Below are 24,317 nucleotides of genomic sequence, written 5' to 3'. Positions count from 1 at the left end.
GGATACACCTCTAATCTGCTCAATTATCATCATGAAAGTCCATCCTCAGTTTTTCTGCCTCCCATATCCCCTTTTCCACATTTTCACCTTTCACAAATAAGAGATAGCTGTATTTCCCGTAATGAACCAGCCTTTCTCCCACTGAGACAATATCCTCAGCCCTTTCCCCTGTGATGAAAAGGACTACAGCACCTTTATTGTATGGGCTGTCCAGGGCAACTGCAAGGACCGCGTCAGTTTTATCATAGACTTTGCCGCCAACAGAAACAGTATCTTCCCCTATCTTGATTAATGATGGAAGGACGGGGTCATCAAACTTCACACTGCCTTCCAGTAAAGCGGCGGCACGCAGATAGGCATCAGACACGACCTTCTTACCTCCCGCCGGAGCAATTATCGTCTTTTCTTTTGCACCGGTAAATCTACCTATGGTTGGCGGGACCTCTGACTGGTTTAATCTCCTGAAGATATTGTAATCCGGGTCAAAGGTAATGGACACAGGCCTGGATGATACATGTACTTCTATAGTGTTTAAAGATTTGCTGATCCAGTGATAGGAAAGCAGGCTGCCTTTCTCCGTTTCTACTAAAACAGGCAGGTATAACTCATAAGGGTCATCACCCTGTATTATATCAGCCTTTATGGAGTAACCTGTCTGACCGGAAGCACCTATCCCCTCCATATCATACCGAACCTTATGCTGATCTTGTTTCAGTTTAGTTTCGGGTTCTTCTACCACTGACGACGTTTGAGATCCTGAAACAAATTCAGGATGAATTACGAGTTCGTCATCTGAGAATACCCTCACATCCCCAAGTGTTATCTGAGGCGCCCCTGCCCCTTCCACCCACTGTCTGAAAAACGAGCGAAGTTCCCTGCCTGATACTTTTTCGAATGAAAGGCGGAAATCATTCCATGTCGCAGCCTTAAAGCCCCTCACGGCGATTACATCACGCAGTCCTTTGTAGAAAATCTCATCGCCAAGCATCACACGGAGCATGTGAAAGACATATGCCCCCTTGCCATACCCAATCGCCCTGTCTGCGGGGTTCTCCCTCCTGACGAATCGTGTGAGAGGATAATCACTCGCTCGATCTGTATAATTTGTATAGTCCCTTAGAAGCTGGTTCCTGTATGACACCCCATTTCCCTCCATCTCATCATACAGATAATCTGCAACATAAGTCGTCAATCCCTCGCTCCAGTTTCCCGACTTATAGTCGGGATATACATAGTTCCCCCACCAGTTATGGGCTATCTCGTGGCCGAGAGATGTCTTTACCATAAAAGGAAGCCTCAGGACTGTCTGACCAAGAAGTGTGAAGGATGGCATCCCGAATCCTGTAGGCAGGATATTTTCTACCACAGCAAATTTCCGGAAAGGATATTTGCCGAACAGCCCTTCATATAACTCAAGATACTTTTTTGAATAATCCATATATCCTTGAGCAAGACCTGTATCTTCAGGGAAAAAATACGTATAGATAGCAATGTTATTATAATTGTCTTCATTGATAACATATTTTCCGCCAACTAAGAAAATATATCCAGCAGGATGAGGGAAATCCCATGTTGAGATTGTTATTCCATTCTTCACATTTCTTGAGACACGTGTCCCCTCCATTACCACCTCATAGCCTGTTGGTGTAACCGCTGTCAAATTAAACGTAGTTGAGCTGTCTACGCACGGATACCAGCATGCAGAACCATCAAGAAGAATAATATCTTCCCCTGCATAAGCTACAGGCTTATCGCTGATAAATTCTCTTGAGGAATTTACACCTTCAGGCATATCCGGAAATCTGCCGTTGTAGTGAATTTCAATTTCAATAATGGATTTACCAGGAGGAAGATGAACAATTACCTTTTTTTGATCTCTATCATCACTGATAAAGTAATACAACTTCTCACCGCCTGTCTCTCTGATTTCCAGGATAGAGACATTTTTGTGCAGGAAGAATGTAATCTCATGCTTCCCCATCACAATTGTCTTGTATCTGTCAACGGCATCAATCGTATGGGTTTTTAAATCAAACTCTATCCTGATATTATGTGAAGGGACGGTATTTGGGAAAGAAATTGCCTCTGCCACCGATAGAAATAGAGTCAACATGCTCAACAGTATTATTTCGCTACGTAATCGCATAGGGGAATTTAATATTAGCATAAATATCAGGACTGGTGCAGGGCACTATTTAGTATTGAGGCCTTACGCAATAAATTCTCCCTTTTTCTTGACAATGACGACAACGGATTGATATTATTACATAGAGATATGCTATCACGAATCACATCATTCTTCACAGAAAAGATGGCCCCTCCACAAGGCAAATCTTCATATCAGAAAGATAAGTCTATACAGATTGCCACCTGTGCAATACTTCTGGAGGCAGCTAATGCTGACGACAACATATCAGACGTGGAGATGTCCTGCATCAGAAAGGCACTCAAAAAGTTCCACAACCTGGAAAGCGATGAGATCAATGAGTTGATTGCTTTAACCCGTGAACAGGCTGAAGGGGCCATTGATATATGGCAATTCACAAATCTTATCAATCAAACGTACAATACTGAAGAAAAGATGCGACTGATGGAACATATATGGATAGTCATCCTGTCTGATGGAACACTGGATCAGTTTGAAGACTACATAGCCAGGAAGCTAAAACCCCTCCTCCGACTTGATCACAAGGAATGGATTGACACCAAGCTCAATGCCAGGAAGATCCTTAAGGGTCTGGCATAATCTGATAACACCTGCCTTTCCGGAAAGCTCACATTCTGTGGATCGTCTTTGTGCCAAAGGATTATTCCCGTCCGACTTTAGATAAGCATACCCTCTTCAAACGAACTCCCGCTTTTGTAATTGTCTGTTGTATTTGAGTCTGTCTGGTTGTTATCTCTGCTTACAATGTCAGTCTCGCCGGCATCTCTTCTCACCCTGCAGTTTACATTGACATCCAGCGGCAGGAGCATGCCATGCCCCCACAACCTGATGCCTCTGCCTCCCTTGACGGCCTCCCTTTAATCCCCCAAACTGTGGATAGTAGACTTTGTACCTTTTAAAATCGGTCTTTATAACAGGGGTAGGCCAGTTGTGCCTATTAAATATGGATGGATAAATTAATGAAAGGGGGGACAAATATGATAACGACTATCAATTTCTTTTCTTCATTGTTGGACAATATCAGGAATAACAGGGAAAAGATGTGAGGGGGCTTACAATTTGAAATGAGTCTTGCACTACGCTTCGTTTGTTTATACAAAAAATGCGCTGTAGTGTTAAAATCTTGTTTTCAAGCAGTTCTCTGTGGTTAAATCTTAACAGTAGCTAAAATAAAAAGGGGGAATGTTATGCATATCGGGATGATAGGTCTTGGGAAAATGGGTATGAATATGGCGAGACGGCTGCTCGTCGGAGGACATAAGGTTACAGCCTATAACCGCACACCGGAACGTATCAATGAAATCGAAAAGGAAGGGGTAATAGGTGCTTACACCCTTGAGGAAATGATCACAACTTTGCCGGCCCCGCGAACCGTCTGGTTAATGGTGCCTGCCGGAAAACCTGTAGATGAGTTTATTGGAAGACTTCAGCCGCTCCTTGAACGGGGAGACATTATTATAGACGGCGGAAACAGTTTTTATAAAGATGATATCCGGCATGAAGCGGAACTCAAACCCTATGGCATACATTATATGGATGCAGGAGTTAGCGGCGGGATCTGGGGACTTCAAATTGGATATTGTCTGATGATCGGCGGCGACAAGAAGATCTATGAATATGTCGAGCCTGTCTTTAAGACCCTCGCACCGGAGAGCGGCTATCTCTACTGCGGAAAGACAGGGTCAGGACATTTTGTAAAGATGGTGCATAATGGGATTGAATATGGAATGATGGCTGCTTATGCAGAGGGGTTCGAGATCCTGAAGACCTCACCGTATGGGGATAATATGGATTTATCGAGGGTTTCAAATCTATGGAATCACGGGAGTGTAATCCGTTCATGGCTTCTTGAGCTTGCAGAGTCTGCATTTACGAAAGACAAAAACCTTTCGTCCATCACCGGCTATGTTGAAGATTCAGGAGAAGGACGCTGGATAGTGCAGGAGGCGGTAGATATGGCTGTGCCGCTTCCAGTTATCTCCTCTGCCCTCTTTCAGCGCTTCCGTTCCCGTGAGGCTGAGTCATTCGCCGACAAGGTGCTTGCTGCACTGAGGCATGAATTCGGAGGGCATGGGGTGGTACAAAAGGGATAGAATAGGTATGTCAACTTTAGGATGGGCGTCCTTGTATACGGTTGCCTTTAAGGGCGGGACACCCCCTGCAGGAATAGTCAGAAAGACAGGGGGGCTTTTGCTGACTTTGTTCGTGCTGGTTATTCTCGAGGTCACACCCGCTGTGGCTGAGGTTACATTCCGGGACTTGGCAGCCAAAATGGGTTAGGCCTCTACGCCGGCCCCGTGGGTCATCGTAGCGACAATCACGGCAATGCCAGATATGGTGCGGGTATTTCCTATATGTATTTTTTAGAGGGCATCGACGGCAGAGGCTTGGTGCTGGGCGTGACGCCCGCTGTCGGGAATGACAGTGGCCATACCAAGGGCCGATTGCTGTTCAACGTCGGTTATCAGTTTTAGGATCATATAGTGGGTCAAATCTTTATCGTTGACAAAAAAGATATACAAGCTGTTGAATAAGACTCATTGGTATCCTTCTGGCTTTTGCCATCTGTTAAGGCAGAAGCACTCAAGAGGATATATAACAGGCGTCATCCGGACCTGAATGAATGGGAAAAATCATCAGTCGAAAAGGTTCACAGTTATGAAGCCGGCTACTTGGGCAATGTGGAAGCGCATCAACTGACGAAAAGGATGGACAAAGGTGGAGGGCATTGTGAGTATGATCCGAAGACTCTGAGAGAGTATCCGACGGCAGATAGTGGATGTTGTTATCGCGAGGAATAAACTTCATCAACGGTTGGTACGGCGAACCCTGGATTTAGTCTTCAGGTTTGATGGCCTTTGCCAATTAATCTCCGGTTATTTTTTCCCCGGGACGTCGCATTCAGCAACCTGAGAAACCATTCAAGGGAAAAGAAATTGTTCTTCCATCACTGAGTTCTAAAGTTAAAGTATCTTCTGTCACTTCCACATCTTCCGCCCTCGGTACCCCTTTTTCAATTACCGGAATATTCATGCCATGCCTCCAATAATTCTGAACAATTCTTATTAACAATTTTATGAATTTTGGAAATCTCTAACCTGTTAAATCCTCCACTACTTTGTAGCCTGACAGGGTTAAGCCGGAATTTTGCAATATTATCATCCCGTTCAAGCTGAGTTGGTTTGACGAGCTGGGCTATGCTATTCTCAACGGTTATCCACCTGAAAGGCAGGAGAGGGCAACCAGGACAGTAATGGAACAGGCAGGGCTATTGTGCAGGGATTGGGCTGTTTAACAATTATAACCATTACATTCACACGATTTTTTTGCTATAGTCATTAACATAATGGAACAACAGATAGACGACAGCCGCCTGCAGGCCGACATACTTTACCTTGAAGATGCCCTTAGCGAGGTGATAATGGAGCAGGAGGGTGAAGAGCTGTATCATTTAATCAAAGAATTTGAAAATGCCTGTAAACAGATTAAAGATCAATATAATCCATCTATCGAAGAATTCCTCCTCAGGGAATCAGAGAAGCTCGATCTCCCTACATCATCAAAGCTCATACAGGCATTTGCGCTTTATTTCTATCTTTTAAATACTGCCGAGGAAAACTTCGGCATGCAGCGGCGCAGGGAGATACAGCGCAAGGGTGGAAGTATTACAGGATCCTTTGAGGAGTGCCTTTCAAGGTTGAAGCAAAAGGGAGTAGACAGACAGATAATCCTTGAAATAATAAATAACCTTTCCGTGGGACCGGTCATGACGGCCCATCCTACTGAGGCAAAGCGTCTCACTATACTTAAGAAATACAGGAAGATCTACCTTACTATATTTAAAAAAGAAAATCCTATATGGACGCCTGAAGAAAAGGCGCTCCTGCGTCAGGAGATTATCAATGAAATACAAAAACTCTGGCATACAGGAGACATATTCCTTGAGAGGCCCACAGTTAAAGAAGAAATTACAAATGGGCTTCACTATTTTCGGGAGACATTCTATGTTGCCATTCCTAAGCTCTACCTCTCTCTAAAAAGGGCTGTTAACAGGTTTTATCCTGATGGAGCACTGGACCTGCCTCCATTCCTGAAGTTCGGCTCATGGATCGGCGGGGACAGGGACGGCAACCCGAATGTCACACCAGATCTCACAAAATGGGCACTAACGGCACAGAAAGACCTTATCCTCTCTCTGTATGTACAATCTGTTTATGAGTTGATTGGAAGCCTCAGCCAGTCAACAAATAAGGTCAGGGTCTCTGCAGAATTACTATCCTCAATTGAAACAGATGCTGCAAAAATGCCTGATATTGGACAAAGGGTTGTTGGCAGAAATCCATATGAACCCTACAGGCAGAAACTATCGTTCATAAAGATACGACTGGAGAAGACACGGGAAGCTAATAAGGCGGACTTGATGTCTCAGGTATCACACTCAGAAAGGGTCTATCAAAATCCATCCGAGCTCCTGGATGACCTGCAAATAATCCGCAGGAGTCTTTATGAGAATAATGGTTCAAGGACTGCAGAGTTAGAAATTGATGCCCTGATAAAAAGGGTTGAGGTTTTCGGTTTCCGCCTTGTCAAACTTGATGTAAGGGAAAACGCATCAAAACATACAAGTGCAGTATGTGAAATATTCGATAGGTTAGGGATACACCGGGATTTCCGTGATTTGACTGAAAAAGACAGAATTGGCGTCCTGACATCGGAAATAGAAAACCGTCGTCCGCTGATTTACGAAGAGATGGATCTGACACCTGACTGTGTCAGGACTATAGAGACATTAAGGGTTATAAAATGGGCAAGAAGGAGGATCAGTCCTGAGGCTATAACTACCTATATTATCAGTATGACCCATGAGATTAGCGATATCCTGACGTTATTTCTCCTTGCAAAGGAGACTGGACTTTACAGGGAAGCTGGAAGTTCGGGTGAGGCTGCTGCAAGGATAGACATTGTCCCTCTTTTTGAGACCATTGACGATCTGAGGAGGTCAGGAGAAATAATGGATGGCCTTTTTTCACTTCCAGTCTACAGGAGGTATCTTGAGCTGCGAGGTGATTTGCAGGAGATCATGCTTGGATATTCTGACAGTAGTAAGGATGGCGGGATACTTACTTCAAGCTGGGAACTTTATAAGACACAGAAAATACTGAGGGACATAGCAGAGAGACATGGTATTCGCCTGAGATTGTTCCATGGCAGGGGCGGTACCGTTGGAAGGGGAGGCGGCCCAACACACAAGGCCATACTTGCCGGGCCTCCGGGAACCATTTTAGGCAACATCAAGATTACCGAGCAGGGTGAGGTAATATCGTCCAAATATGCAAATATGGGGACTGCCCTGCACAACCTTGAACTTATTGCCGCCGGGGTAATAGAGGCAAGCACTCCTGCCTTCCATGAGGAGATCAATACTCTGGATGACAAATATACGCCAATACTGGACGAGATATCTGCTGTGGCTTATGGATTATACCGGGAATTGGTAGATGACCCTGATTTCTATTCTTACTTTATACATGCAACGCCTATTAATGAAATAGGTCTTGCCAAGATAGGATCACGTCCTCAAAAGAGAAAAGAGAGCTGGAGGATAGAAGACCTCAGGGCAATACCATGGATATTCAGCTGGACCCAGAGCAGGAACATGCTGCCGGCATGGTATCCTATCGGGACAACATTTAAGAGGTTTATCGCAGGTAACCCTGAAGCCAACACCGGTATACTTAAAGAAATGTACCAGAAGTGGCCATTTTTTGAAAACCTGCTTGATAATATACAGATGACCATGGCAAAGGCTGATATGAATATTGCCCATCTATATTCTCACCTTGTTCCAGAAGAGGCGATACGAGACAGGATCTTTGACATCATGAAAAGGGAGTTTGAATCGTCAAGAGAGATGATACTCTTAATAACAGGACAGAAAAATCTCCTGGACAACGACCCATGGCTCCAGAAGTCTCTACTGTTGAGAAACCCTTTTATGGACCCCATTAACTATATCCAGGTAAACCTCCTGAAGCAGCTCAGGGCAAAAGACACTACTGCTGAGAAAAAGAAAGAGTTGACTGAAACCGTACTCCTGACTATAAGCTGCATTGCAGCCGGTATGAGAAATACAGGTTAGGTCTGTTCAGGATGTCAGCAGGATGTAAGGGGCAGCCTGACATCCTGATCGTTTATTCCATTACATGAGTTCTTTATTTACCTTAATCTTTGCCTTGGCACGCAGAGCAACTGCGTAAGACATGACCGCCTTTTCCTGCTTCTGGAAGCGTACAAACTTCTTAAGTCTCTGCAATTCATCAGGCAGTCTGTCTGCCGGAGTACCACTTTTACCTCCGGGAAGACTCAGAGGGAATGCTTCATTTACTTCAGCGTTGGACACATAGACAGAATCCTTTATAATACTCTTCATCTTATCTATAAGAAATTCCTCCCGTTGAGAACTCTCAAAAGCTGATTCATTGAGCCGGTTTGCTTCAAGAATACTTTTATACAGTTTACGGTTGAACTTTCCATCTTTATGAAACACCTTTATTTTCATAATTCCGTCTCTAAGCTCATCATCGCTTACACTCAGTCCAAGATCTGTAGCAGATTCAAGCCATAGTTTTCTTGCAACGAGTTCGTCAATTACCTTACCCTTCACATCCATTTTCTCAAGCATCTCACTGTCAAACTTGTCTTTATATGCATTTCTGTAACTGTCTACCGCCCTATTGTATGCCTTATTATATTCCTGCGCCTTTATTTCCATACCATTTACAGAAATTGCCATATCCGCATCCCGTGACTTAATCCCATACCATCCCATTGAAAGGACAAAGGTTACAGCAATGACTCCCATGATGATTTTAAGTACCAATGGGTTGTCAACTGCAAGCTCTCGTACTATTTTTAACATGTTCTGCCTCCCTAATATAGATCGTTTTTAAAATGTTTACTCAAGGCCAGTTCCTGTGCATGATAGTGTGAACCTATATCTTTTCCGTAGCTCATCTCAGGCAGTTCAGCCATCTTCTCATACCTTATCTTGAAAAAGACCTGCCCGTCTTCTATCCGGAATGGCACATCATGCGGTCTGACCTCAAGAACAGACCTCGTACCATTCACCTCACCATGTCCGTAGCCAAAACCGCTGTCAAAAAAACCGGCATAATGAGTCCTTAACTCACCGGACCCTGCATCAAACTCTATCATCTCAGCAGCATATTCAAGCGGCACACGCACCTTTTCCTTGGACGCAAATATATAAAACTCTTCAGGCTCTAATATAAGGAAACCTTCCCTTGGTGCATATATAGACTCCCAGTAATCAGACGCGAGATATCCTCCGACCTTGCTTAAATCTATAATAGAGCTGTTCCTCTTAGCCTTGAATCCTATAACTCCCTTGCTTGTGTTTCCTTTCAGATCTACTCTCATGCAAAGTCCGTCACGTATGATAGCAGATCCTGACGGCAAAAGCACACCATCCTCATTAAACAACAGCTGTCTTGAAGTACAGACGTCTGCAAGCAATCTATCTTCAACAAGCTGGCGGTCATTAAAAAGCCTTAACTGGTTAAGGCACTGGCCTGTCTCTACTTTAACAGTAAAAGACCTCGGAAAGACTTCAAGGTATAGTCTGCCTGAGTATCCATTATCTATCTCATCAAATCTATAACCCTTATCCGTTATTACCCTGGTGAATATATCCAGTCTGCCCGTTGAACTTTTCGGGTTTGTCTTGCCATTAATATCACCGGGAAGATGCATTTCTTCTATCAATGGAATAACATATACATTCTTTTTCTCCAGTATCCCGTTAGCATCAAGATCCACTTCATACATATACAGCTCATCCAGCAGGTCCTCCACTCTCCTTCGCTGAGGCAGGAAACTGCTTCTTACCCGGTAGGCCTTATTTCCGAGTCGTAGGTCCATACTTGCAGGCTGCAACTGTTTGTCGTGAACCGGGACGGATGGTTTAATAACCCCGGCATCTATAAGTTGCTTCAGATCCTGTATTGGCAAAGTACCTTTATTAGAAATATTCATTCGAAAACCCTGATTAATCACAGCCAACCTTTTCGTCTTCCGGCTGAGGATATATGTAGACTTTGTCCTTGAGATTCCTGGCTACTACCTCTCTGTCATTTATCTCAACTATAAAATCCGGCGGCAGCAACGGTACCTTTCCCCCGCCTCCCGGAAGATCAATTACAAACTTAGGTATAGCCATACCTGATATCCTCCCCTGCAGCGCCTTGATTATGCTTAAACCGCACTCTACCGGTGTCCTTAAGTGCTCTGTGCCGCGGGTTAGATCTGCCTGATAAAGATAATATGGCTTTACCCTTATTGCCAGCAGTTTTTGCATCAACTCTTTTATGATCTCAGGATCATCATTGATTCCTTTCAGCAGGACTGTCTGGCTTCCAAGCGGTATGCCAGCATCTGCCAGTCTGCCGCAAGCAATGGCAACCTCTTCCGTTATTTCCCGCGGGTGAATGAAGTTGATATTAATATACAATGGATGATATTTTTTTAACATACTGCAGAGTTTTTTTGTTATACGTTGAGGCAGTGCGCCAGGAACCCGTGTGCCTATCCTTATTATCTCGAGATGGGGAATCTCCTTTAATGATTTCAATATCTCCTCAAGTTCCCTGTCCTTTAATATAAGAGGATCTCCTCCGGAAAGGATAACATCTCTTATCTCAGCATGGTCCCTGATGTAGTCTATGCCCTCTCTTATCATCTCTCTTGAAATCGGCGCCTTACCAACAAACCGTTTTCTTGTGCAGAATCTGCAATAGACAGGACACTGGTGGGACACCATTAGCAGGGCCCTGTCCTCATACCTGTGTACGACAGAATGTACAGGGCTGTCACCCTCTTCATTGAGCGGGTCGTCCAATCCGACATGATCACTGATTTCCTGCTCATCAGGAACGACCTGCCTGTAAATCGGGTCATCTTTTTCCTGAATGAGGCTCAGGAAAAAGGGATTGATCCGTGCAGGGTATTCTGACATGACCTTTGCGAGGACCTCTGCATCCAGGCCAAATTCATCAGAAAGCTGCCGGGCTTTTATAAGACTCTTCTTTAGCAGATGCTGCCATTGCTCCATTTTTACTCACTCCTTACCACTAATCCCAACCGAAGTAATAACTGCGTCTTTCATCCCATGGATAAGTTTCTTATCAAGAGGGCATACGGTTGCCATAATTCCCCTCAACCTTACGGCTTCGCCTTCAACGAAGTAGTACGGGCAGAGCCTGACGCGGCCTGTCATCGTCGTTATATCAGCTTTAACTACCCCAGCGGATATAGAATTTAATTCTGTATCCGATAGTTTGCCGGGATTGTCAGCCAGATAATCTATCTGCACGTGCCGACCCTTGTGAAACTCCTGGAGTATATAAGGCGTCCTGTCAAAACTATTTAATGCCCCCTCAATGACTGCACCCCAATCGTCCTTTGAAACATCCTCTCCTACTGTTACCCCCCTGCTTCCCCAGGCAAGCTCTGAAAAACCAGACGGCTTTATAACAAAGCGCCTCTCCTTTTGAGTAGAATCTGCAAGGTCCGCCCATTTAGAGACGACATTCCTGTTGCCAATTCGCAGTCCAGGTATTATACCATATGGCGGCATTTCTGCGGGATCAAGTATCCATGTCCGGGGAAATAGTTTACTAAGCATAGCAAATACGTCTTTACCAAGCTCATTAACCCAATATGTTTCGAGCAGCGGGTGATGAAATATGGCGTAAAGCATTTTCTCCTCAATAAATGTCTTAAATGGCGGAGTTACCGCCACGTCTTTCTTTCTCGCGCTGTACATGATCAACTCTGACTTAGGGATGTTTTGCATGTCAAAGAGCTCATAAAACCTGTAGACAACATCTATTTTTAACCTTCCGAATCCCGCCGTACCACCATTTGGCCCATCAAAATACAACCCCTCCTCATTAAATATAACATCCTGAGGCCTGATCGTGTATGCCCTGCCACCTGATTCCCTAATGGCCCCGGCTAACCACTCCATCTCAGCCCTATAATCCCTTGATTCATCTGAAACGATAATCGCGATTACAGGGTCATGCAGGTGAGCAACACCACTGACCATGTTCATAAACCCCTTCAGCATGTTATCTTTTTCTAAAGTTTCACCTGCGACTGAATATCCATAGTCACCATAAGCCCTGTTAAGGCTACCGGTTATACCAATTCCCCCTGGCACAGAATCCAGTTCAGAGGCGATCATTCCATTTTCTGTAAGAATAATATCAGGTCTTATTACCCCTGGAAGGAGCCCCTTCATCCTGTTCATAGAGGCATATTCTATAAGGGATTGTGGTTTGCCCTGATTCAGATACCGGGCAATCCACTCCGGCATTCTGCCGTGAATGCTCTCATAGTATATTTTATTTGAGGCCTTATAGAAGGAATAAAGTGCGGGACCAAGCAGTTCAAGAAACCTGTATTCATCCAGTCTGATCAGGTAAGGCGCCGGTGAAACAAGCCACTGATTATAAACACCATCTTCTTTAAGCTTTTCCCTGATATGCCGGCACCGGTCTGCAGGTGACATATCCATAATCAGCCATCCTCTACTGCACTGACCTTGTGTGGCCGGATGAAGTCTGTGCCATTTTTTTAGCTGCTATATACTCGTACGGGATTGCATCTACCTTGGCGTTTCTCAGACCAAGCACATAAATAGTGAGGTCCTTTGCCTGTTCCTCAGTAAGACCAAAATTAGGCATTATTGTAGCAGCAAGGCTTAAATCAGGGTTACCGGGGACAATCTTTTGAGGATCAAGAAAATGTTCATAGATCCAATGGGCCATGGTGTGATGTCCTTCCACATGCTGGAAATCATGAATGAGGAAGAAGGCAAGCTCTGTCTTACTTCCCACCCCTGTGAGCTCCGGTCCGATAGTGCCGCCCTCACCATTTATGAGGTGACACCCCCTGCACCCCAACTGATAAGAAAGGTCCCTTCCTTTAAAAAAGGCAGCAGCGCCTGGAAAATCCTGCGCTGTTACAGTTCTGTCATGAAGCTCCATGTGGCATTTGGAACACGATACCTGTGCATACTCTTTTGCCAATAGCTGACGATTTAGGTGATGAACTACTCCGTGCGTACCTTCAACAGTAACAACCTGCCCATCACCCTGATGACATACTGTACAGCCAAACTTATCTACAGGATGAGTTTTCAGAAAGTCACCGGGGTGCGTTGTCATAGGCTGAGGCTCATCAACAGCAAGAGGATTGCTTACCCCCAGGTGACATGAAATACACCTGTCGGTAGTATTCAATTGAGGAAGCCATATCTGTGCAATCCTGAGAGGGGTCTTAAGATATGAAGGATCATTCAGCTTCGCTGCCATCTTTTCATTATAGTCCTTCTGGTAATGCATCCACTCCTTGTTATTTTCCCTATAGAAGATAACTACCGCTATAATCATAACAACAATTATTGCTGCGGCGAATATTTTATTCCGCCTTCTCATCGCCTCAATTTCCCACTTGCGATTTATCATATTTTTATTTACTTTCTCTTATTACCCTTCTTGTACAAGTTTTCCATGAAACTGGAAAGACCAATGATACCAAAGGTAATTAATGCTGTTACTACTATAAAAAATATCCCTATTCCAAACTTTTGCCACATATTCTCACCACCCTATATTTTAAACCATGGCGTCAGTATTACATACTTTATTGAAAAAACCAGCCGCAGCCCGACTTTTATTGGTATACCAATCATGATGAGATACATTACTGCAAGAGGTACATATCTCATAAAACCAAGCTTCTTATAGAAATTCTTGAAATACAATGCAGGTATAATAAGACCAGCCCCAAAATATCCCAGTACTATAAGGTCAGACAAGGCCTTTCCTGCAAACTGACCGATGCCCAGCACCCGTGCAAATATTATTGGCAGGTCTTCAAGCCCGGTAGCAGGAGGCTTGTGAATATGACCGTTCTCCCATGGCCAGTACCAATTCCAGTCAAGGCCTCTGAACCAGACACCTATTACGATAAGGACTAACCATAAGGCCATCCCGAAACCATAGCTGCTTACGGCAAATTTCCGTTCCGAATAGGTATAGTACCCTTTCCCCTTCGGGTTTATATCAAGGAAAGGTATAAGCATCAGCCCTCCGGCAATAAGTATAGGAAGTCCTACACCTGCTATCCAGGGGTCAAAGAAGACAAGCAGTTCCTGTAGTCCTAGAAAGTACCAGGGGGCCTTCATCGGGTTTGGTGTAGTATCCCTGCTCGCCTCTTCCTCAAGGGGTGCGCCAAGATAAATTGAAGCAATAAGGAGAAGTGCCGTCACTATTATCACACAGAGAAATTCAAGATAAAAGAGGTGCGGCCAGCTGAAAATCGTATCTTCCGGCTCTTTCTCTACACCTGTGGCCGTCCCTTTGACGAGTTCCATAAGACCATATGTCTTATTGGGATCTCTCGGGAAAATATCGTGAGATTTTTCTGCCATTACATCTCCTTATTATAGCGGGCCTGAAAACCCATCTTTCCTTACTCGCCAGAAATGGACTGCAAGGAATACCACTACCAACATTGGCAGTACTACACAATGAAGAACATAGAATCTGAGGAGGGCATTCTGTCCAACCTCTGTCCCACCAAGCAGCATAAACTTAACGTCATTGTCAGGCCTCATGCCAAGTTGAACCCCGAAAGGACCTTCAACACCAAATAGCGGTGTTGCTGCCGCCATCTTGGTACCGACTGTAATAGCCCAGAGCGCAAGCTGATCCCACGGAAGAAGATATCCCGTCCAGCTTAACAACAATGTCAGCATTAAAAGCACGACACCTATTATCCAGTTAAATTCACGAGGCGATTTATATGAGCCTGTAAGAAAGACCCTGGTCATATGTATCCAGACAGTTGCTACCATACCCTGGGCAGCAAATCTGTGTATGTTTCTGAATGTCGTCCCATACGAGACAACTGTCATCATATCCTTGATATCCTGATAGGCGCGTCTGACATCTGGTACATAATAGAACATCAGCATAACTCCCGTTAATGCAAGCATAACAAACAACAGAAGTGATACCCCTCCCATGCACCATGTATATCTGAATTTTATTGACTCCCATCTGGTCTTAACCGGGTGCAGGTGATAAAGTACATTACTGAATGTAGTGAGAGACCTGTTCCGGGGCGTATCTTCGTAACCATGACGGAATATCGCCTTATAGATTTGTGTGCTTTTAACCCACTCTGAAATCTTTTCCCTGTTACTGCTGGCCATCATCCCTCCCTGTAAACCGTGCGCTGGGAATAACCCTATGCATTGAAGACAGAACTAATTCTGTACCCGAGAAGAGTTATCCCAAGGACAGGTGCTAAACCTTCAAAAAGAATGGCTCTACCTCGCGTGATGCCTCATCAACCCTCAAACCCTGTTCAGTAGACATCGGATCAGGGTCCTGCCTGTGATTGAAGTCTACGATAATCTGTCCGTCAGTAGGGTCAATCTTGAGTGCTGCTCGCCATAAAAGCCTCGGCGACGGCCCCCCTAATACATTCCCCTCTATGCTAAAAATGCTGCCATGACATGGGCAGAGAAATGCCTGTTTGTCCTGAAACCAGTTTGGAGTACAGCCGAGGTGCCTGCATATGGAAATCATCACATACAGGCCGCGTTCATTGCGGACTACCCAAATCTGCCTCTCTTTCTTCCACTTCTCACTAAGCCCCTCCGGATAATCCGATGGTTTGCCTATCTTAAAGACTTTCTGAGTCTCATACAGCACATTCGGGAAGTAGAAACGGTAAAAACTGAATGCAGAACCGCCAAGAGTCGCAGCAACCCCGCCCCATCCTACGTGGGAGAAAAAATCCCTTCTCGTTATTGTCTCATCAATGTCTTTCACCTATTTGAAACCTCTTCAAGCTCCTCTATGTACTCAAATATTTCCATGGTGACTGCACCTGTTGGACATCGTTTAGCGCAGTGTCCGCATCTTATACACATGTCCTCATCTTTAATCATTGCAGTACCCATTTGCGCCACGGCAGTCCGGTCGCCTACGGCTATCTCTTCCCATGAAATCTTATATCTCGCCTCAACTACTTTCCTGAGATTCTCGTCCCCGTCTATTTCTGTCACAGGCACCATCTTAAGACAATAGGTAGGACAGACATCAACACAACCGCCACACAGTATACAAAGATCTCCATCAAAGATCGTATTTATATGGCATTTCAGACATCTGATCCCCTGCTCTACTGCATCTTTTTCTTTATATCCTATCTCAACGAGATCTAAACTTTTCTTTCTCTCATCTGCCTCAATTGCAGGCGGCTCTTCCCTGACAAGACGGTCATAATCCTTGAACATCTTGTATTCCTTTGCCCCTGCAACCGGGTGCATTATACCCCTTCTCTTTACCTTTATACTGACGCCTCTTAAATATTCATCAATAGATCTTGCCGCTTTCTGACCCGCTGCAACAGCGGTTATTAATAACTTAGGACCATACGCAACATCACCTGTCGCAAAAACACCAGGCGAACTCGTCTTGTAGTTTTCAAGGTTAACCTTTATTACGCCAGGTCTTACCATTTCGATTCCATCCTCTTCTTTTATGAAGGATAGATCTGCACTCTGGCCGACAGTTATTATAACCGTATCGCATTCTATTACAAACTCTGAGTTTGGAGCAAACTGGGGGTTAAATCTCTTATTCTCATCAAAAACGCTTACGCACTTGACGACCTCAAGTCCAGTAACCCGACCATCTTTTCCAATTATCCTCTTGGGTCCATAACCATCGTGCAGGATTATACCTTCTTCTTCCCCTTCCATTATCTCGATGGGATCAGCCGGCATGATATTTCTCGTCTCAAGACAAGACATATGGACCTCTTTATCAGGTCCCAATCTGACAGCAGACCTTGAGGCATCATAAGCCACATTACCACCGCCAATTACAACGATCTTTTTGCCAATCTCGGGTGGATGTCCATAGTTACATGCCTTGATAAAATCCATTCCAATAAGAACACCCTTAAGGTTCGTCCCTTCTATAGGCAAGGAACGCCCATGCTGTAAACCTACAGAAATCAGAATTGCCTTATAACCCATATCTTTTAGTTTGGTAATTGTCAGGTCTTTTCCGATAGGCGAATTACATTTTATTTCAACTCCTAATGCCTCGATTGATGCAATTTCGGATTTGACTAGTTGCCTGGAAAGTCTGTAATTGGGAATTCCTATGACCATCATTCCGCCTGGCTCCGGTTCAGCCTCAAAGACGGTGACCTTGTAGCCAAAGAGTGCGAGGTCATGTGCTGCTGTAAGCCCTGCTGGTCCTGCGCCAATAATAGCAACTTTCTCAGCAGTCCCGGGCCTTAGCAGCTCTTTACGGGTATTGGAAAATCTTAAAACACCCTTAGGGTCGGTTACAGCCTCAACCCCGTATTTTTCTGTAACAAAACGTTTTAGAGCCCTTATTGATACGGACTCGTCAATATTACCTCTTCGGCAGGCAGCTTCACACGGGTGTCCGCATATACGGCCGCAAACAGACGCAAACGGGTTTGGTCCCCTCGCAATAGCATATGCCCTCTCATAATCGCCCTCGGCAATTGCCTGGACATAACCCCCTGAGTCTGTTCCAACCGGGCACGAGCTTCTGCATTTTACCTGTTCAGCAAAGTAGTCCACATCCGGGACTACTACCTTATACCTGCTCTTCAAATAAATCCCTCACAACCTGATTGTCTTCTACCAGGCCTCCTCATCATATTGAGATGGATTGATAAGATCACGGACGGATATAACTCCCACCACCTTACCATTCTCTGTAACCGCAAGGTGTCTTACCCTCTTTTGATCCATGTAATCCCCTGCCTCAAAAATTGTTTTATTACTTTCTATGGTCAGCAAAGGGGTGCTCATAATACCTTTTACTATATAACTGCTGCCATCGGTCCCTTTTGCAACGACCTTTTTTACTATATCCCTTTCAGTCACAATCCCTGCTATTTCACCACTCTCCTTGTCCATAACAAGGACACTTCCTACATCCTTCGACTCCATAACCTTCGCAACTTCCTGGACAGTCATCTGTTTGTCCACCGTTACGAGATTCCTTGCCATCACCCTTTTTACAGGGATCATTTCACAGCCTCCTAATTTTCTGTTTAATGGGAATTATAAATTAGCATGTAAATATTATATTTGTCAACTGGTTAAGCCATGGTTTTTTAATAATTATTTTTGATGAAAATTTCAGGATAATTTTACGGTCGGTATTTTATATATCCTGTCCGGATATCCAAATAAATAATCGTTCATTAACTACCGATTAGTAAAGAAAAAAGGATAGATTTCCGAATCAACAAAACAGGGACATAAAATAGCCTGCTAACTTACAAAGGAGGTGCAATATGAGCCTGGAACTTCTTAAGAATAAAATCCCGGAATTATACGACAGCTTTGCAAATGACACACTTGATGCATTCAGGATAGCCGAGGTAAAGAATCTGCTTTGGGTGCTGAGGCCTACAAATAATATAGGGAAAGAGCAGATTGAGGTACTGTGGGAGTTCTTTGGACGAGATGTCGAAGAGCGCGCATTCAGCGGCAGGTGGAACAGCGACCATCTCTTAGAGAAGAAGGCAAATATTGACTCTGCCTTAGAGATAGTCCGGGAACTTGGATTCGTTATATAAACCCGACATTTTACCTCCTTTTTAGACAAAAAAGGACCTGATGATTTGATATGCAGATATACTCATCTGCGTAAAGAAAGCAGCGGTCATAACCATACCTGATATGATAATGATGTAAACTCCGTTCTCATACTCTCTTGCCAGATTCCAGGACATGATATCGCAGAACATGGCTATCATAGGGGCAACAATAACTATCCATTTAATCCACTTCAGCTTTTTAGACCCGATTCTCGCGAAACATGTTATAAAACCGGAGATGAAAAATAAAAAAGTCATTCCGTTAAGATGGATGTGGGAGACCCTGACTAAGGTTTTAAATCCCATACCCTGATTAATTCTTGTAACTACTTTCACAGCTTCATAATCTATTAGCGGACGGAATGATTCTTTCCCGTGACAAAGCAGGCAATTTCTTTCAATTATCGGTTTGATTGAAGAAGTATAACTTGTCTCATCAGCGCCTGAACGAATCCATTTTATTATATCCTCTTTTTCGGCGTTTGTGGCAAATCCGCCCATTGTCGTTCTTAATTTTGATTCCAATGTGCTGGCATCTCTTTTGCCGTAATAATTCATCCTGATGCTTTCCGCGGAGATACCTAATATTCCACCTTCACCGGAATGACTTTCCCAGACCTGGGTAAGATTAAAAACAAACCCGACACTTAGACATACTACGGTCACCAGAAACAATAGCCTGAAACTCACAGGCAATCTATCAAACTTAAGAACATTGCTGATTTCATCCATCTGATTTTTTGTAATCATCTTTACTTCCTCATTATTATCGTTCTATTTTCTAACCAGGCATGCCAAGAATAAATACAAGCCCAAAACATTTTGACTGAAAGATAGCAGACGATATGATAATAGTCTATAACTCTTTATTATGTGTTGGAGCCCCTGAGACAAATCCAATGTACGATAAAACGGATCAGGCAGGCTGAAAAGTTTATTGTTCTTTTTCTTATATCATATTCTCGGGATCATTGCAATTCGATGCCGTTCCTGTATTTCATGTCATTTAGATAATGTCATTTTAATTTAACTCTACCGCGTCTTTTCGGACCGCGTTAACAGTTCCATATGGAATCAGATCAAGCCCTGAGGAAGGCGTAAAGGATAAGAACGAACAGGGTTAGCCCGATGGTGACGGCGATGGCGCCGACTATGCGCCCTAAATTCTTAAGCCACATCGGCGGCGGGGTTGTCTCAAACTTTTCGAGTTTACCTTCACGTACCAGGCGCTGATACTGCTCCGGCCGCTCCTCTATCATTTCATGCCCGCTGACCCGTCCGGTAAAGATGACGAGGTCTATCGGGAACTTTTCCGGGCGGATGTGCGTGTTGAAGAAATGGACAGCAAACAAGAAGCCCGATGCCAGCAGGGCCTCCTCTCCGTGGACCAGGATCGCTACGTTGAAGAACCATCCCGGGAAGATCCTGGAAAAGAAGTCGTGGAACCAGAGAATCAGACCCGTACCCCCGATGATCCCCATCCCCCAGACGACCGCCCAGTAGTCGAACTTCTCCCAGTAGGTAAAACGATCGAAGCGCGGCGCCGGGCCGAGACCGATGAAATAACGAATATTCTGGAAAAGCTGGACGAAATCTTTCGGCTGAGGAACCATCGAATCCGGCCCCCAGAGCAAGCGGTATTCTCTCCCAATCACGACACGACGAAGAATCAACACCATGTGAACAGTAAATACCGAGAGCATCGTTGTCCCGAACAGGCGATGGAAGAATCCCATGACTCCGAAACCTCCCATCGTGTGAGCAATCCAGAATGCCCAGCCGCTCTGGTTGAAAAAGAGCGGCATCCCTGTCGTCACGAGTCCAAGGACGCTCGTGAACAGGAGAACATGCAGGATCCGCTGGAACAGGGTGAAGCGAAGATAATGTTTAGCCATCGTCTTTTTCCTCGTCCATCTCCTTGCCATTCAAGTCTGCGCTATCTCCGGTTCCCGGCGGCAACGGCGGTTGTGTGTGGCCCCGACGTCCAATAACCATACGTATTGCCCAAAGTCCGTTGTGAACACCGAAGAATCCAAAGACACCTATCAATAACCAGGTCATGAATTTCGCCGCATAGTAAAGCGCAGGGTTACGGTCCCGGTTATGAGGATCAGGATGAGGATCGTAAAGGGCGAAATTGGCGTTGGCCGTCTTGTGGCACTTACGGCAGGTATTCATCCGGTTGGCCGGATTCACCATTGACCTGGAATCGGACTTCGGCAGGATATTGTGAGATCCGTGACAATCGGAGCAGCGGGCCACACGTGTGAAACCCAACGCCGAGACCTGTCCGTGAAAAGTGTCACGATACGCCGCGAGGGACTCTGCGTGGCAAGTTCCGCACTGCTTGACGACCCCCGCCTTCCACTCCTCTTCAGCAACCCGACGTATCTCGTGAGTCGTGTGGCAATCAATGCAAATCGGGGCCTTTGTGTTTCCCTCCGCGAACTTTTTCCCGTGAATGCTTTCACGGTAGGTCGTCAGTATACCGGCGTGGCAGCCTCCGCAGGTCTCAGGGATATTTGCCCTGTTGACCCTCGACTTTGGATCTGACGGAGGCAGAATAGCATGGTTCCCATGACAGCTCGAGCATGTCGCTGTAACGAGGAGCCCGCTCTGCGTAAGTGCGCGTCCATGAATCGAGTCAATGTAAAGCTCATATACGTTAGCTATGGGGATGTTGTGACGTCTGGCCAGTTCCGGATCACTATGGCATTGGGCGCACGTCTTCGGAAGATTGAGGGGATACGTCCAAGACCTTTCATCTGTCTTAGAGAGAATGGAGTGCGTCGTCCCATGACATGATCTGCAGGTCGCAGCCTCGTTGTCACCTTTCATCCGGGATTTTCCATGAACGCTCGTTCTATAGTCCGCAACCTCCTTAGAGTGGCACTTAGCACAGATGTCTATTCCAAGGGAGAGAGTTCGCATGACGTCGTGAGTTCCGTGACAGTCGGCGCAGGCAGTTACGGGAACGCGCGTCCCGGCCCGGGTGCTCCCATGAACTCCATCGTGGAGCGCTGTTTGTTCCTTATCATGGCACGATCCGCAGCGAACAGGTGCAACCGGTACGTTGTGTGGAATGGTCTTGATCTTGTGGCAACTCGCACACTCGACACTGGCGTGAGCGGACTTTTGCATCACTTCCTCATTTACGAAGAGAGAATTGGAGCGGCCCGGACGTGGAGCGCTCCGGGTCATATCAGAATCACCGTGGCACGCCAGGCACACCTCTTTAGTCGGAAGGTCTTCTGCATCCGCAATGCAAGGGGAGAGAAGCAGCAGGACACCTGTAAACGCTAAACCAATACAAAATAGCTGGAGCAGGGGTTTGAGCGTTCGTTCAACCAGATCGTGCCTTCCCTGCTGCATCATGTCGTCACCAGGGCTCCGCCCTCGAATAGTAAAAGCAACATTTGTGACGGCCGTGAGGCATGGGTTCCATACCCTTTCTGTAATTTCAAATTAATTCCATGTGCATGTTGTGCCTATCAAACCAGCTCAATTTCTCAAAACCCAAAAGGGCTTTCTTTTAGGTGACACCGTCAGTATCGAAAACAGGGACAACATAGAGGGCACAAATACTTCCTGGACTGCAGACTTAATCACAGACATATCCTGTTCCATCACTGCCCGAATCAGTCTGATCCGCATTATAGACATACGGAATGTGATCTGAAATATCAGGTGCTCCGTCGTTGTCGGCAACTGACTTTATGACATCTTCTTCAGAATATCACAGAATCTCGTTACTTCGGATGAAAAACTATTAACCGTGCTTTTAAAAGAAGTTTCGAGTTCTCTATGTTTAGTCTCGTCCAGTTGGAAGCCATATGCTTGTCTCACAACATGCATGATGCCCAAAAAGGGTCTCAGGCTATTATAGAGATAAGAAGATATACGGGCGGCCTGACCCCTTCAATCTTTATTGTCATATTTGGAAGAAGCCTTTTGTGCCACTCTTCTCCCTGTGGAATTCCACCGTCAATCTCGATGGACGAACTCGCTATATTCATCGCCGTTCATAAATGACCATTCCTTTTCTGTAATAATCCCACTAAGGGCAATCTTCTTTACTCCATATTTCCCAGCAAGAATTCTGACAAAATTATCTGTAACTACGTGCGCCTTGCGAAACCTGTCTTTTTTCTGTCTCTCTCTAATGAGGACAATGTTATATTGTGTCATAAATTAGCCCGACATCCATCACTATAATTGAGGTATTTTGCATAGTCAAGCACTCGTTCGCCTTAATATGGAAGTACTGTTCAGGGCGTCACTTCGAACAACTCTGCAAACCCTATCCCTCAGTGATGTGCCATCCTTTTTTGTGTTAACAGTGAACTTCCCCCGCTATTGCGGACACACTGGGTTAGGAAGAATATCCGCCTGTAGAAATCACACGCTGACCGCTCAGGCAATGAAAGCACTGTTATTCCGGTTCATTTGGTCGAACCGGCGGACCTGGATTTGCGATCAGATAATCACTAATAAACTCATCCACACAGTCATTAATATGCACCCTGACATTGCGTATTCTCCGGCTGCTCACAGCCCCCACCCATCCTGTGAACCAGGTCGTACCAAACCCATTGATATCAGGATCCCGAATCAGAGCGACTCTCTGAAACAGATTCACTGAGATATTGTAATAATAAAGAGATGTTTCGTTATGCTTTTTTGCGGTCACATTCACATCGAGCGATGGGATCCCGGTTGCTGTTGGAAATTCATCTTTTGTATAAACCTTAATCCCTGCTTTATGAAGTCGCAGCTCCACGTCATTCCGGATTTGTTCTCTGATCAGACCATCTTTCTCAGCTTCAGGCTCCAGCCCTTCAACGACCACCCTTATCCCCTTAAGACCCCGCAGAGAGCGAAGTCCCAATGCATCATCTCCGGCCAAAACCTGCGTTATCCGTATCATCGAATAGACAAACAGGAAAAGAGAACACAAAAACAACTTACCGGAATAATTCCCGCCAAACCCGAAAATATTTTTCAAGGGATTGAAATGCACCATGATTGCCTCCTGTTTGATGAATCATACTACATGTGTTATATAAACAATAATTTTAGCCATGGATGAAAATACTTACCTTAGCCGGAGAAAATATTCCTGATCTCCTGTGACTATGCATGTTGATCATTTTCACCTCCTCTTTTATTATAAAGACACAAATATAACGTATCATTTAAAAAATGTGAAGGTAAACCCGAACCCCGAAAACAGTGATAGGATTTGATTTTATCTGTTTTCCTGTTATGCGGTGAGCTTTTTGACGAAGTCTTCCACCCTATTTCAATACAAAGGGCGATTTCCGCCCATTCCGGTAACTAAAGAAGCTTTTTCAATCCTTCAGCACAGTTTTCAGGCAATCCTATCCCACAG

24 protein-coding genes are annotated in these 24,317 nt (G+C 45.0%); 6 read left to right on the top strand and 18 right to left on the bottom strand.

What is annotated here, in order from left to right:
• Positions 1 to 19: 19 nt before the first annotated feature.
• On the bottom strand, positions 20 to 2,113 hold the full coding sequence (locus IT392_04455) for a hypothetical protein (protein ID MCC6543740.1): 2,094 nt from the start codon (positions 2,111 to 2,113) through the stop codon (positions 20 to 22).
• Between the two features lie 162 nt (positions 2,114 to 2,275).
• Here IT392_04455 and IT392_04450 point away from each other — a divergent pair, with 162 nt between their 5' ends.
• Entirely contained in the window at positions 2,276 to 2,746 is a 471-nt protein-coding gene (locus tag IT392_04450) for a TerB family tellurite resistance protein (protein MCC6543739.1), read from the top strand.
• Between the two features lie 77 nt (positions 2,747 to 2,823).
• On the opposite strand, the gene IT392_04445 is transcribed toward IT392_04450, so the two are convergent.
• Entirely contained in the window at positions 2,824 to 2,976 is a 153-nt protein-coding gene (locus IT392_04445; protein MCC6543738.1) for a hypothetical protein, read from the bottom strand.
• Positions 2,977 to 3,354: 378 nt separating this feature from the next.
• Between IT392_04445 and gnd the strand changes: the two genes are divergently transcribed.
• The 3 genes from gnd (at position 3,355) to IT392_04430 (ending at position 4,968) form a co-directional block, all read left to right on the top strand.
• The gene (gnd, locus tag IT392_04440) at positions 3,355 to 4,260 is read left to right on the top strand and encodes a decarboxylating 6-phosphogluconate dehydrogenase (GenBank protein MCC6543737.1); all 906 of its coding nucleotides are present in this window, start codon (positions 3,355 to 3,357) and stop codon (positions 4,258 to 4,260) included.
• Positions 4,238 to 4,447 carry a hypothetical protein gene (locus tag IT392_04435; GenBank protein ID MCC6543736.1) on the top strand — a complete coding sequence of 70 codons (210 nt, stop codon included), beginning with the start codon at positions 4,238 to 4,240 and terminating at the stop codon, positions 4,445 to 4,447. The genes gnd and IT392_04435 overlap by 23 nt, the downstream gene beginning before the upstream one ends.
• A gap of 260 nt (positions 4,448 to 4,707) precedes the next feature.
• A complete protein-coding gene (locus IT392_04430; protein MCC6543735.1) occupies positions 4,708 to 4,968 on the top strand; it encodes a hypothetical protein in 261 nt (86 codons plus the stop codon).
• A gap of 212 nt (positions 4,969 to 5,180) precedes the next feature.
• Here the strand turns inward: IT392_04430 and IT392_04425 are convergent, their stop codons facing one another.
• Positions 5,181 to 5,384 (bottom strand): DUF4160 domain-containing protein, encoded by a 204-nt coding sequence (locus IT392_04425; GenBank protein MCC6543734.1) that lies wholly within the window; start codon positions 5,382 to 5,384, stop codon positions 5,181 to 5,183.
• A gap of 129 nt (positions 5,385 to 5,513) precedes the next feature.
• Here IT392_04425 and ppc point away from each other — a divergent pair, with 129 nt between their 5' ends.
• Positions 5,514 to 8,306, top strand: a complete 2,793-nt coding sequence (ppc, locus tag IT392_04420) for a phosphoenolpyruvate carboxylase (GenBank protein MCC6543733.1) — start codon at positions 5,514 to 5,516, stop codon at positions 8,304 to 8,306.
• A gap of 60 nt (positions 8,307 to 8,366) precedes the next feature.
• Here the strand turns inward: ppc and IT392_04415 are convergent, their stop codons facing one another.
• The 10 genes from IT392_04415 to IT392_04370 form a co-directional block, all read right to left on the bottom strand.
• Positions 8,367 to 9,086 carry a SurA N-terminal domain-containing protein gene (locus IT392_04415; GenBank protein ID MCC6543732.1) on the bottom strand — a complete coding sequence of 240 codons (720 nt, stop codon included), beginning with the start codon at positions 9,084 to 9,086 and terminating at the stop codon, positions 8,367 to 8,369.
• Between the two features lie 11 nt (positions 9,087 to 9,097).
• Positions 9,098 to 10,222, bottom strand: a complete 1,125-nt coding sequence (locus IT392_04410; protein ID MCC6543731.1) for a 2'-deoxycytidine 5'-triphosphate deaminase — start codon at positions 10,220 to 10,222, stop codon at positions 9,098 to 9,100.
• Positions 10,223 to 10,235: 13 nt separating this feature from the next.
• Positions 10,236 to 11,297 carry a KamA family radical SAM protein gene (locus IT392_04405; protein ID MCC6543730.1) on the bottom strand — a complete coding sequence of 354 codons (1,062 nt, stop codon included), beginning with the start codon at positions 11,295 to 11,297 and terminating at the stop codon, positions 10,236 to 10,238.
• 6 nt (positions 11,298 to 11,303) lie between these two features.
• Positions 11,304 to 12,767 (bottom strand): hypothetical protein, encoded by a 1,464-nt coding sequence (locus IT392_04400; protein ID MCC6543729.1) that lies wholly within the window; start codon positions 12,765 to 12,767, stop codon positions 11,304 to 11,306.
• A 13-nt stretch (positions 12,768 to 12,780) separates the two neighbouring features.
• A complete protein-coding gene (locus IT392_04395; GenBank protein ID MCC6543728.1) occupies positions 12,781 to 13,719 on the bottom strand; it encodes a c-type cytochrome in 939 nt (312 codons plus the stop codon).
• 143 nt (positions 13,720 to 13,862) lie between these two features.
• Positions 13,863 to 14,630, bottom strand: coding sequence for a cytochrome B6 (locus tag IT392_04390; protein MCC6543727.1), 768 nt, complete (start codon positions 14,628 to 14,630; stop codon positions 13,863 to 13,865).
• A gap of 69 nt (positions 14,631 to 14,699) precedes the next feature.
• Positions 14,700 to 15,473, bottom strand: a complete 774-nt coding sequence (locus IT392_04385; GenBank protein ID MCC6543726.1) for a cytochrome b N-terminal domain-containing protein — start codon at positions 15,471 to 15,473, stop codon at positions 14,700 to 14,702.
• A 94-nt stretch (positions 15,474 to 15,567) separates the two neighbouring features.
• The gene (locus IT392_04380) at positions 15,568 to 16,098 is read right to left on the bottom strand and encodes a ubiquinol-cytochrome c reductase iron-sulfur subunit (GenBank protein MCC6543725.1); all 531 of its coding nucleotides are present in this window, start codon (positions 16,096 to 16,098) and stop codon (positions 15,568 to 15,570) included.
• On the bottom strand, positions 16,095 to 17,927 hold the full coding sequence (locus IT392_04375; protein MCC6543724.1) for an FAD-dependent oxidoreductase: 1,833 nt from the start codon (positions 17,925 to 17,927) through the stop codon (positions 16,095 to 16,097). The genes IT392_04380 and IT392_04375 overlap by 4 nt, the downstream gene beginning before the upstream one ends.
• Before the next feature lie 27 nt (positions 17,928 to 17,954).
• A complete protein-coding gene (locus IT392_04370) occupies positions 17,955 to 18,350 on the bottom strand; it encodes a CBS domain-containing protein (GenBank protein MCC6543723.1) in 396 nt (131 codons plus the stop codon).
• Between the two features lie 269 nt (positions 18,351 to 18,619).
• Here IT392_04370 and IT392_04365 point away from each other — a divergent pair, with 269 nt between their 5' ends.
• Positions 18,620 to 18,904 carry a hypothetical protein gene (locus IT392_04365; protein ID MCC6543722.1) on the top strand — a complete coding sequence of 95 codons (285 nt, stop codon included), beginning with the start codon at positions 18,620 to 18,622 and terminating at the stop codon, positions 18,902 to 18,904.
• Positions 18,905 to 18,925: 21 nt separating this feature from the next.
• Here IT392_04365 and IT392_04360 read toward each other — a convergent pair whose 3' ends face one another.
• The 5 genes from IT392_04360 to IT392_04340 form a co-directional block, all read right to left on the bottom strand.
• On the bottom strand, positions 18,926 to 19,675 hold the full coding sequence (locus IT392_04360) for a hypothetical protein (protein MCC6543721.1): 750 nt from the start codon (positions 19,673 to 19,675) through the stop codon (positions 18,926 to 18,928).
• 329 nt (positions 19,676 to 20,004) lie between these two features.
• Positions 20,005 to 20,820, bottom strand: coding sequence for a hypothetical protein (locus IT392_04355; protein ID MCC6543720.1), 816 nt, complete (start codon positions 20,818 to 20,820; stop codon positions 20,005 to 20,007).
• Positions 20,813 to 22,300, bottom strand: coding sequence for a cytochrome c3 family protein (locus IT392_04350; protein ID MCC6543719.1), 1,488 nt, complete (start codon positions 22,298 to 22,300; stop codon positions 20,813 to 20,815). Before IT392_04350 ends, IT392_04355 begins: the two co-directional genes overlap by 8 nt.
• A gap of 609 nt (positions 22,301 to 22,909) precedes the next feature.
• Positions 22,910 to 23,113 (bottom strand): hypothetical protein, encoded by a 204-nt coding sequence (locus tag IT392_04345; GenBank protein MCC6543718.1) that lies wholly within the window; start codon positions 23,111 to 23,113, stop codon positions 22,910 to 22,912.
• Between the two features lie 244 nt (positions 23,114 to 23,357).
• Positions 23,358 to 23,948 (bottom strand): hypothetical protein, encoded by a 591-nt coding sequence (locus IT392_04340; protein ID MCC6543717.1) that lies wholly within the window; start codon positions 23,946 to 23,948, stop codon positions 23,358 to 23,360.
• Between the last annotated feature and the right edge of the window lie 369 nt (positions 23,949 to 24,317).

Source organism: Nitrospirota bacterium (assembly GCA_020846775.1).
Classification (GTDB): domain Bacteria; phylum Nitrospirota; class 9FT-COMBO-42-15; order HDB-SIOI813; family HDB-SIOI813; genus RBG-16-43-11.
Note: the sequence above shows the minus strand (reverse complement) of the source record. Positions and strands in the feature narration are given on the sequence as shown.

Excerpts from the sequence above, each read along its gene's own strand:
- IT392_04360 (MCC6543721.1), bottom strand. The coding sequence starts at position 19,675 with ATGATTACAAAAAATCAGATGGATGAAATCAGCAATGTTCTTAAGTTT.
- IT392_04365 (MCC6543722.1), top strand. The coding sequence starts at position 18,620 with ATGAGCCTGGAACTTCTTAAGAATAAAATCCCGGAATTATACGACAGC.
- IT392_04410 (MCC6543731.1), bottom strand. The coding sequence starts at position 10,222 with ATGAATATTTCTAATAAAGGTACTTTGCCAATACAGGATCTGAAGCAA.
- IT392_04350 (MCC6543719.1), bottom strand. The coding sequence starts at position 22,300 with ATGATGCAGCAGGGAAGGCACGATCTGGTTGAACGAACGCTCAAACCC.
- IT392_04450 (MCC6543739.1), top strand. The coding sequence starts at position 2,276 with ATGCTATCACGAATCACATCATTCTTCACAGAAAAGATGGCCCCTCCA.
- IT392_04445 (MCC6543738.1), bottom strand. The coding sequence starts at position 2,976 with ATGCTCCTGCCGCTGGATGTCAATGTAAACTGCAGGGTGAGAAGAGAT.
- IT392_04435 (MCC6543736.1), top strand. The coding sequence starts at position 4,238 with ATGGGGTGGTACAAAAGGGATAGAATAGGTATGTCAACTTTAGGATGG.
- IT392_04355 (MCC6543720.1), bottom strand. The coding sequence starts at position 20,820 with ATGGCTAAACATTATCTTCGCTTCACCCTGTTCCAGCGGATCCTGCAT.
- IT392_04415 (MCC6543732.1), bottom strand. The coding sequence starts at position 9,086 with ATGTTAAAAATAGTACGAGAGCTTGCAGTTGACAACCCATTGGTACTT.
- IT392_04400 (MCC6543729.1), bottom strand. The coding sequence starts at position 12,767 with ATGGATATGTCACCTGCAGACCGGTGCCGGCATATCAGGGAAAAGCTT.
- IT392_04455 (MCC6543740.1), bottom strand. The coding sequence starts at position 2,113 with ATGTTGACTCTATTTCTATCGGTGGCAGAGGCAATTTCTTTCCCAAAT.
- IT392_04405 (MCC6543730.1), bottom strand. The coding sequence starts at position 11,297 with ATGGAGCAATGGCAGCATCTGCTAAAGAAGAGTCTTATAAAAGCCCGG.
- gnd (MCC6543737.1), top strand. The coding sequence starts at position 3,355 with ATGCATATCGGGATGATAGGTCTTGGGAAAATGGGTATGAATATGGCG.
- ppc (MCC6543733.1), top strand. The coding sequence starts at position 5,514 with ATGGAACAACAGATAGACGACAGCCGCCTGCAGGCCGACATACTTTAC.
- IT392_04340 (MCC6543717.1), bottom strand. The coding sequence starts at position 23,948 with ATGGTGCATTTCAATCCCTTGAAAAATATTTTCGGGTTTGGCGGGAAT.
- IT392_04370 (MCC6543723.1), bottom strand. The coding sequence starts at position 18,350 with ATGATCCCTGTAAAAAGGGTGATGGCAAGGAATCTCGTAACGGTGGAC.
- IT392_04395 (MCC6543728.1), bottom strand. The coding sequence starts at position 13,719 with ATGATAAATCGCAAGTGGGAAATTGAGGCGATGAGAAGGCGGAATAAA.
- IT392_04390 (MCC6543727.1), bottom strand. The coding sequence starts at position 14,630 with ATGGAACTCGTCAAAGGGACGGCCACAGGTGTAGAGAAAGAGCCGGAA.
- IT392_04385 (MCC6543726.1), bottom strand. The coding sequence starts at position 15,473 with ATGGCCAGCAGTAACAGGGAAAAGATTTCAGAGTGGGTTAAAAGCACA.
- IT392_04345 (MCC6543718.1), bottom strand. The coding sequence starts at position 23,113 with ATGACACAATATAACATTGTCCTCATTAGAGAGAGACAGAAAAAAGAC.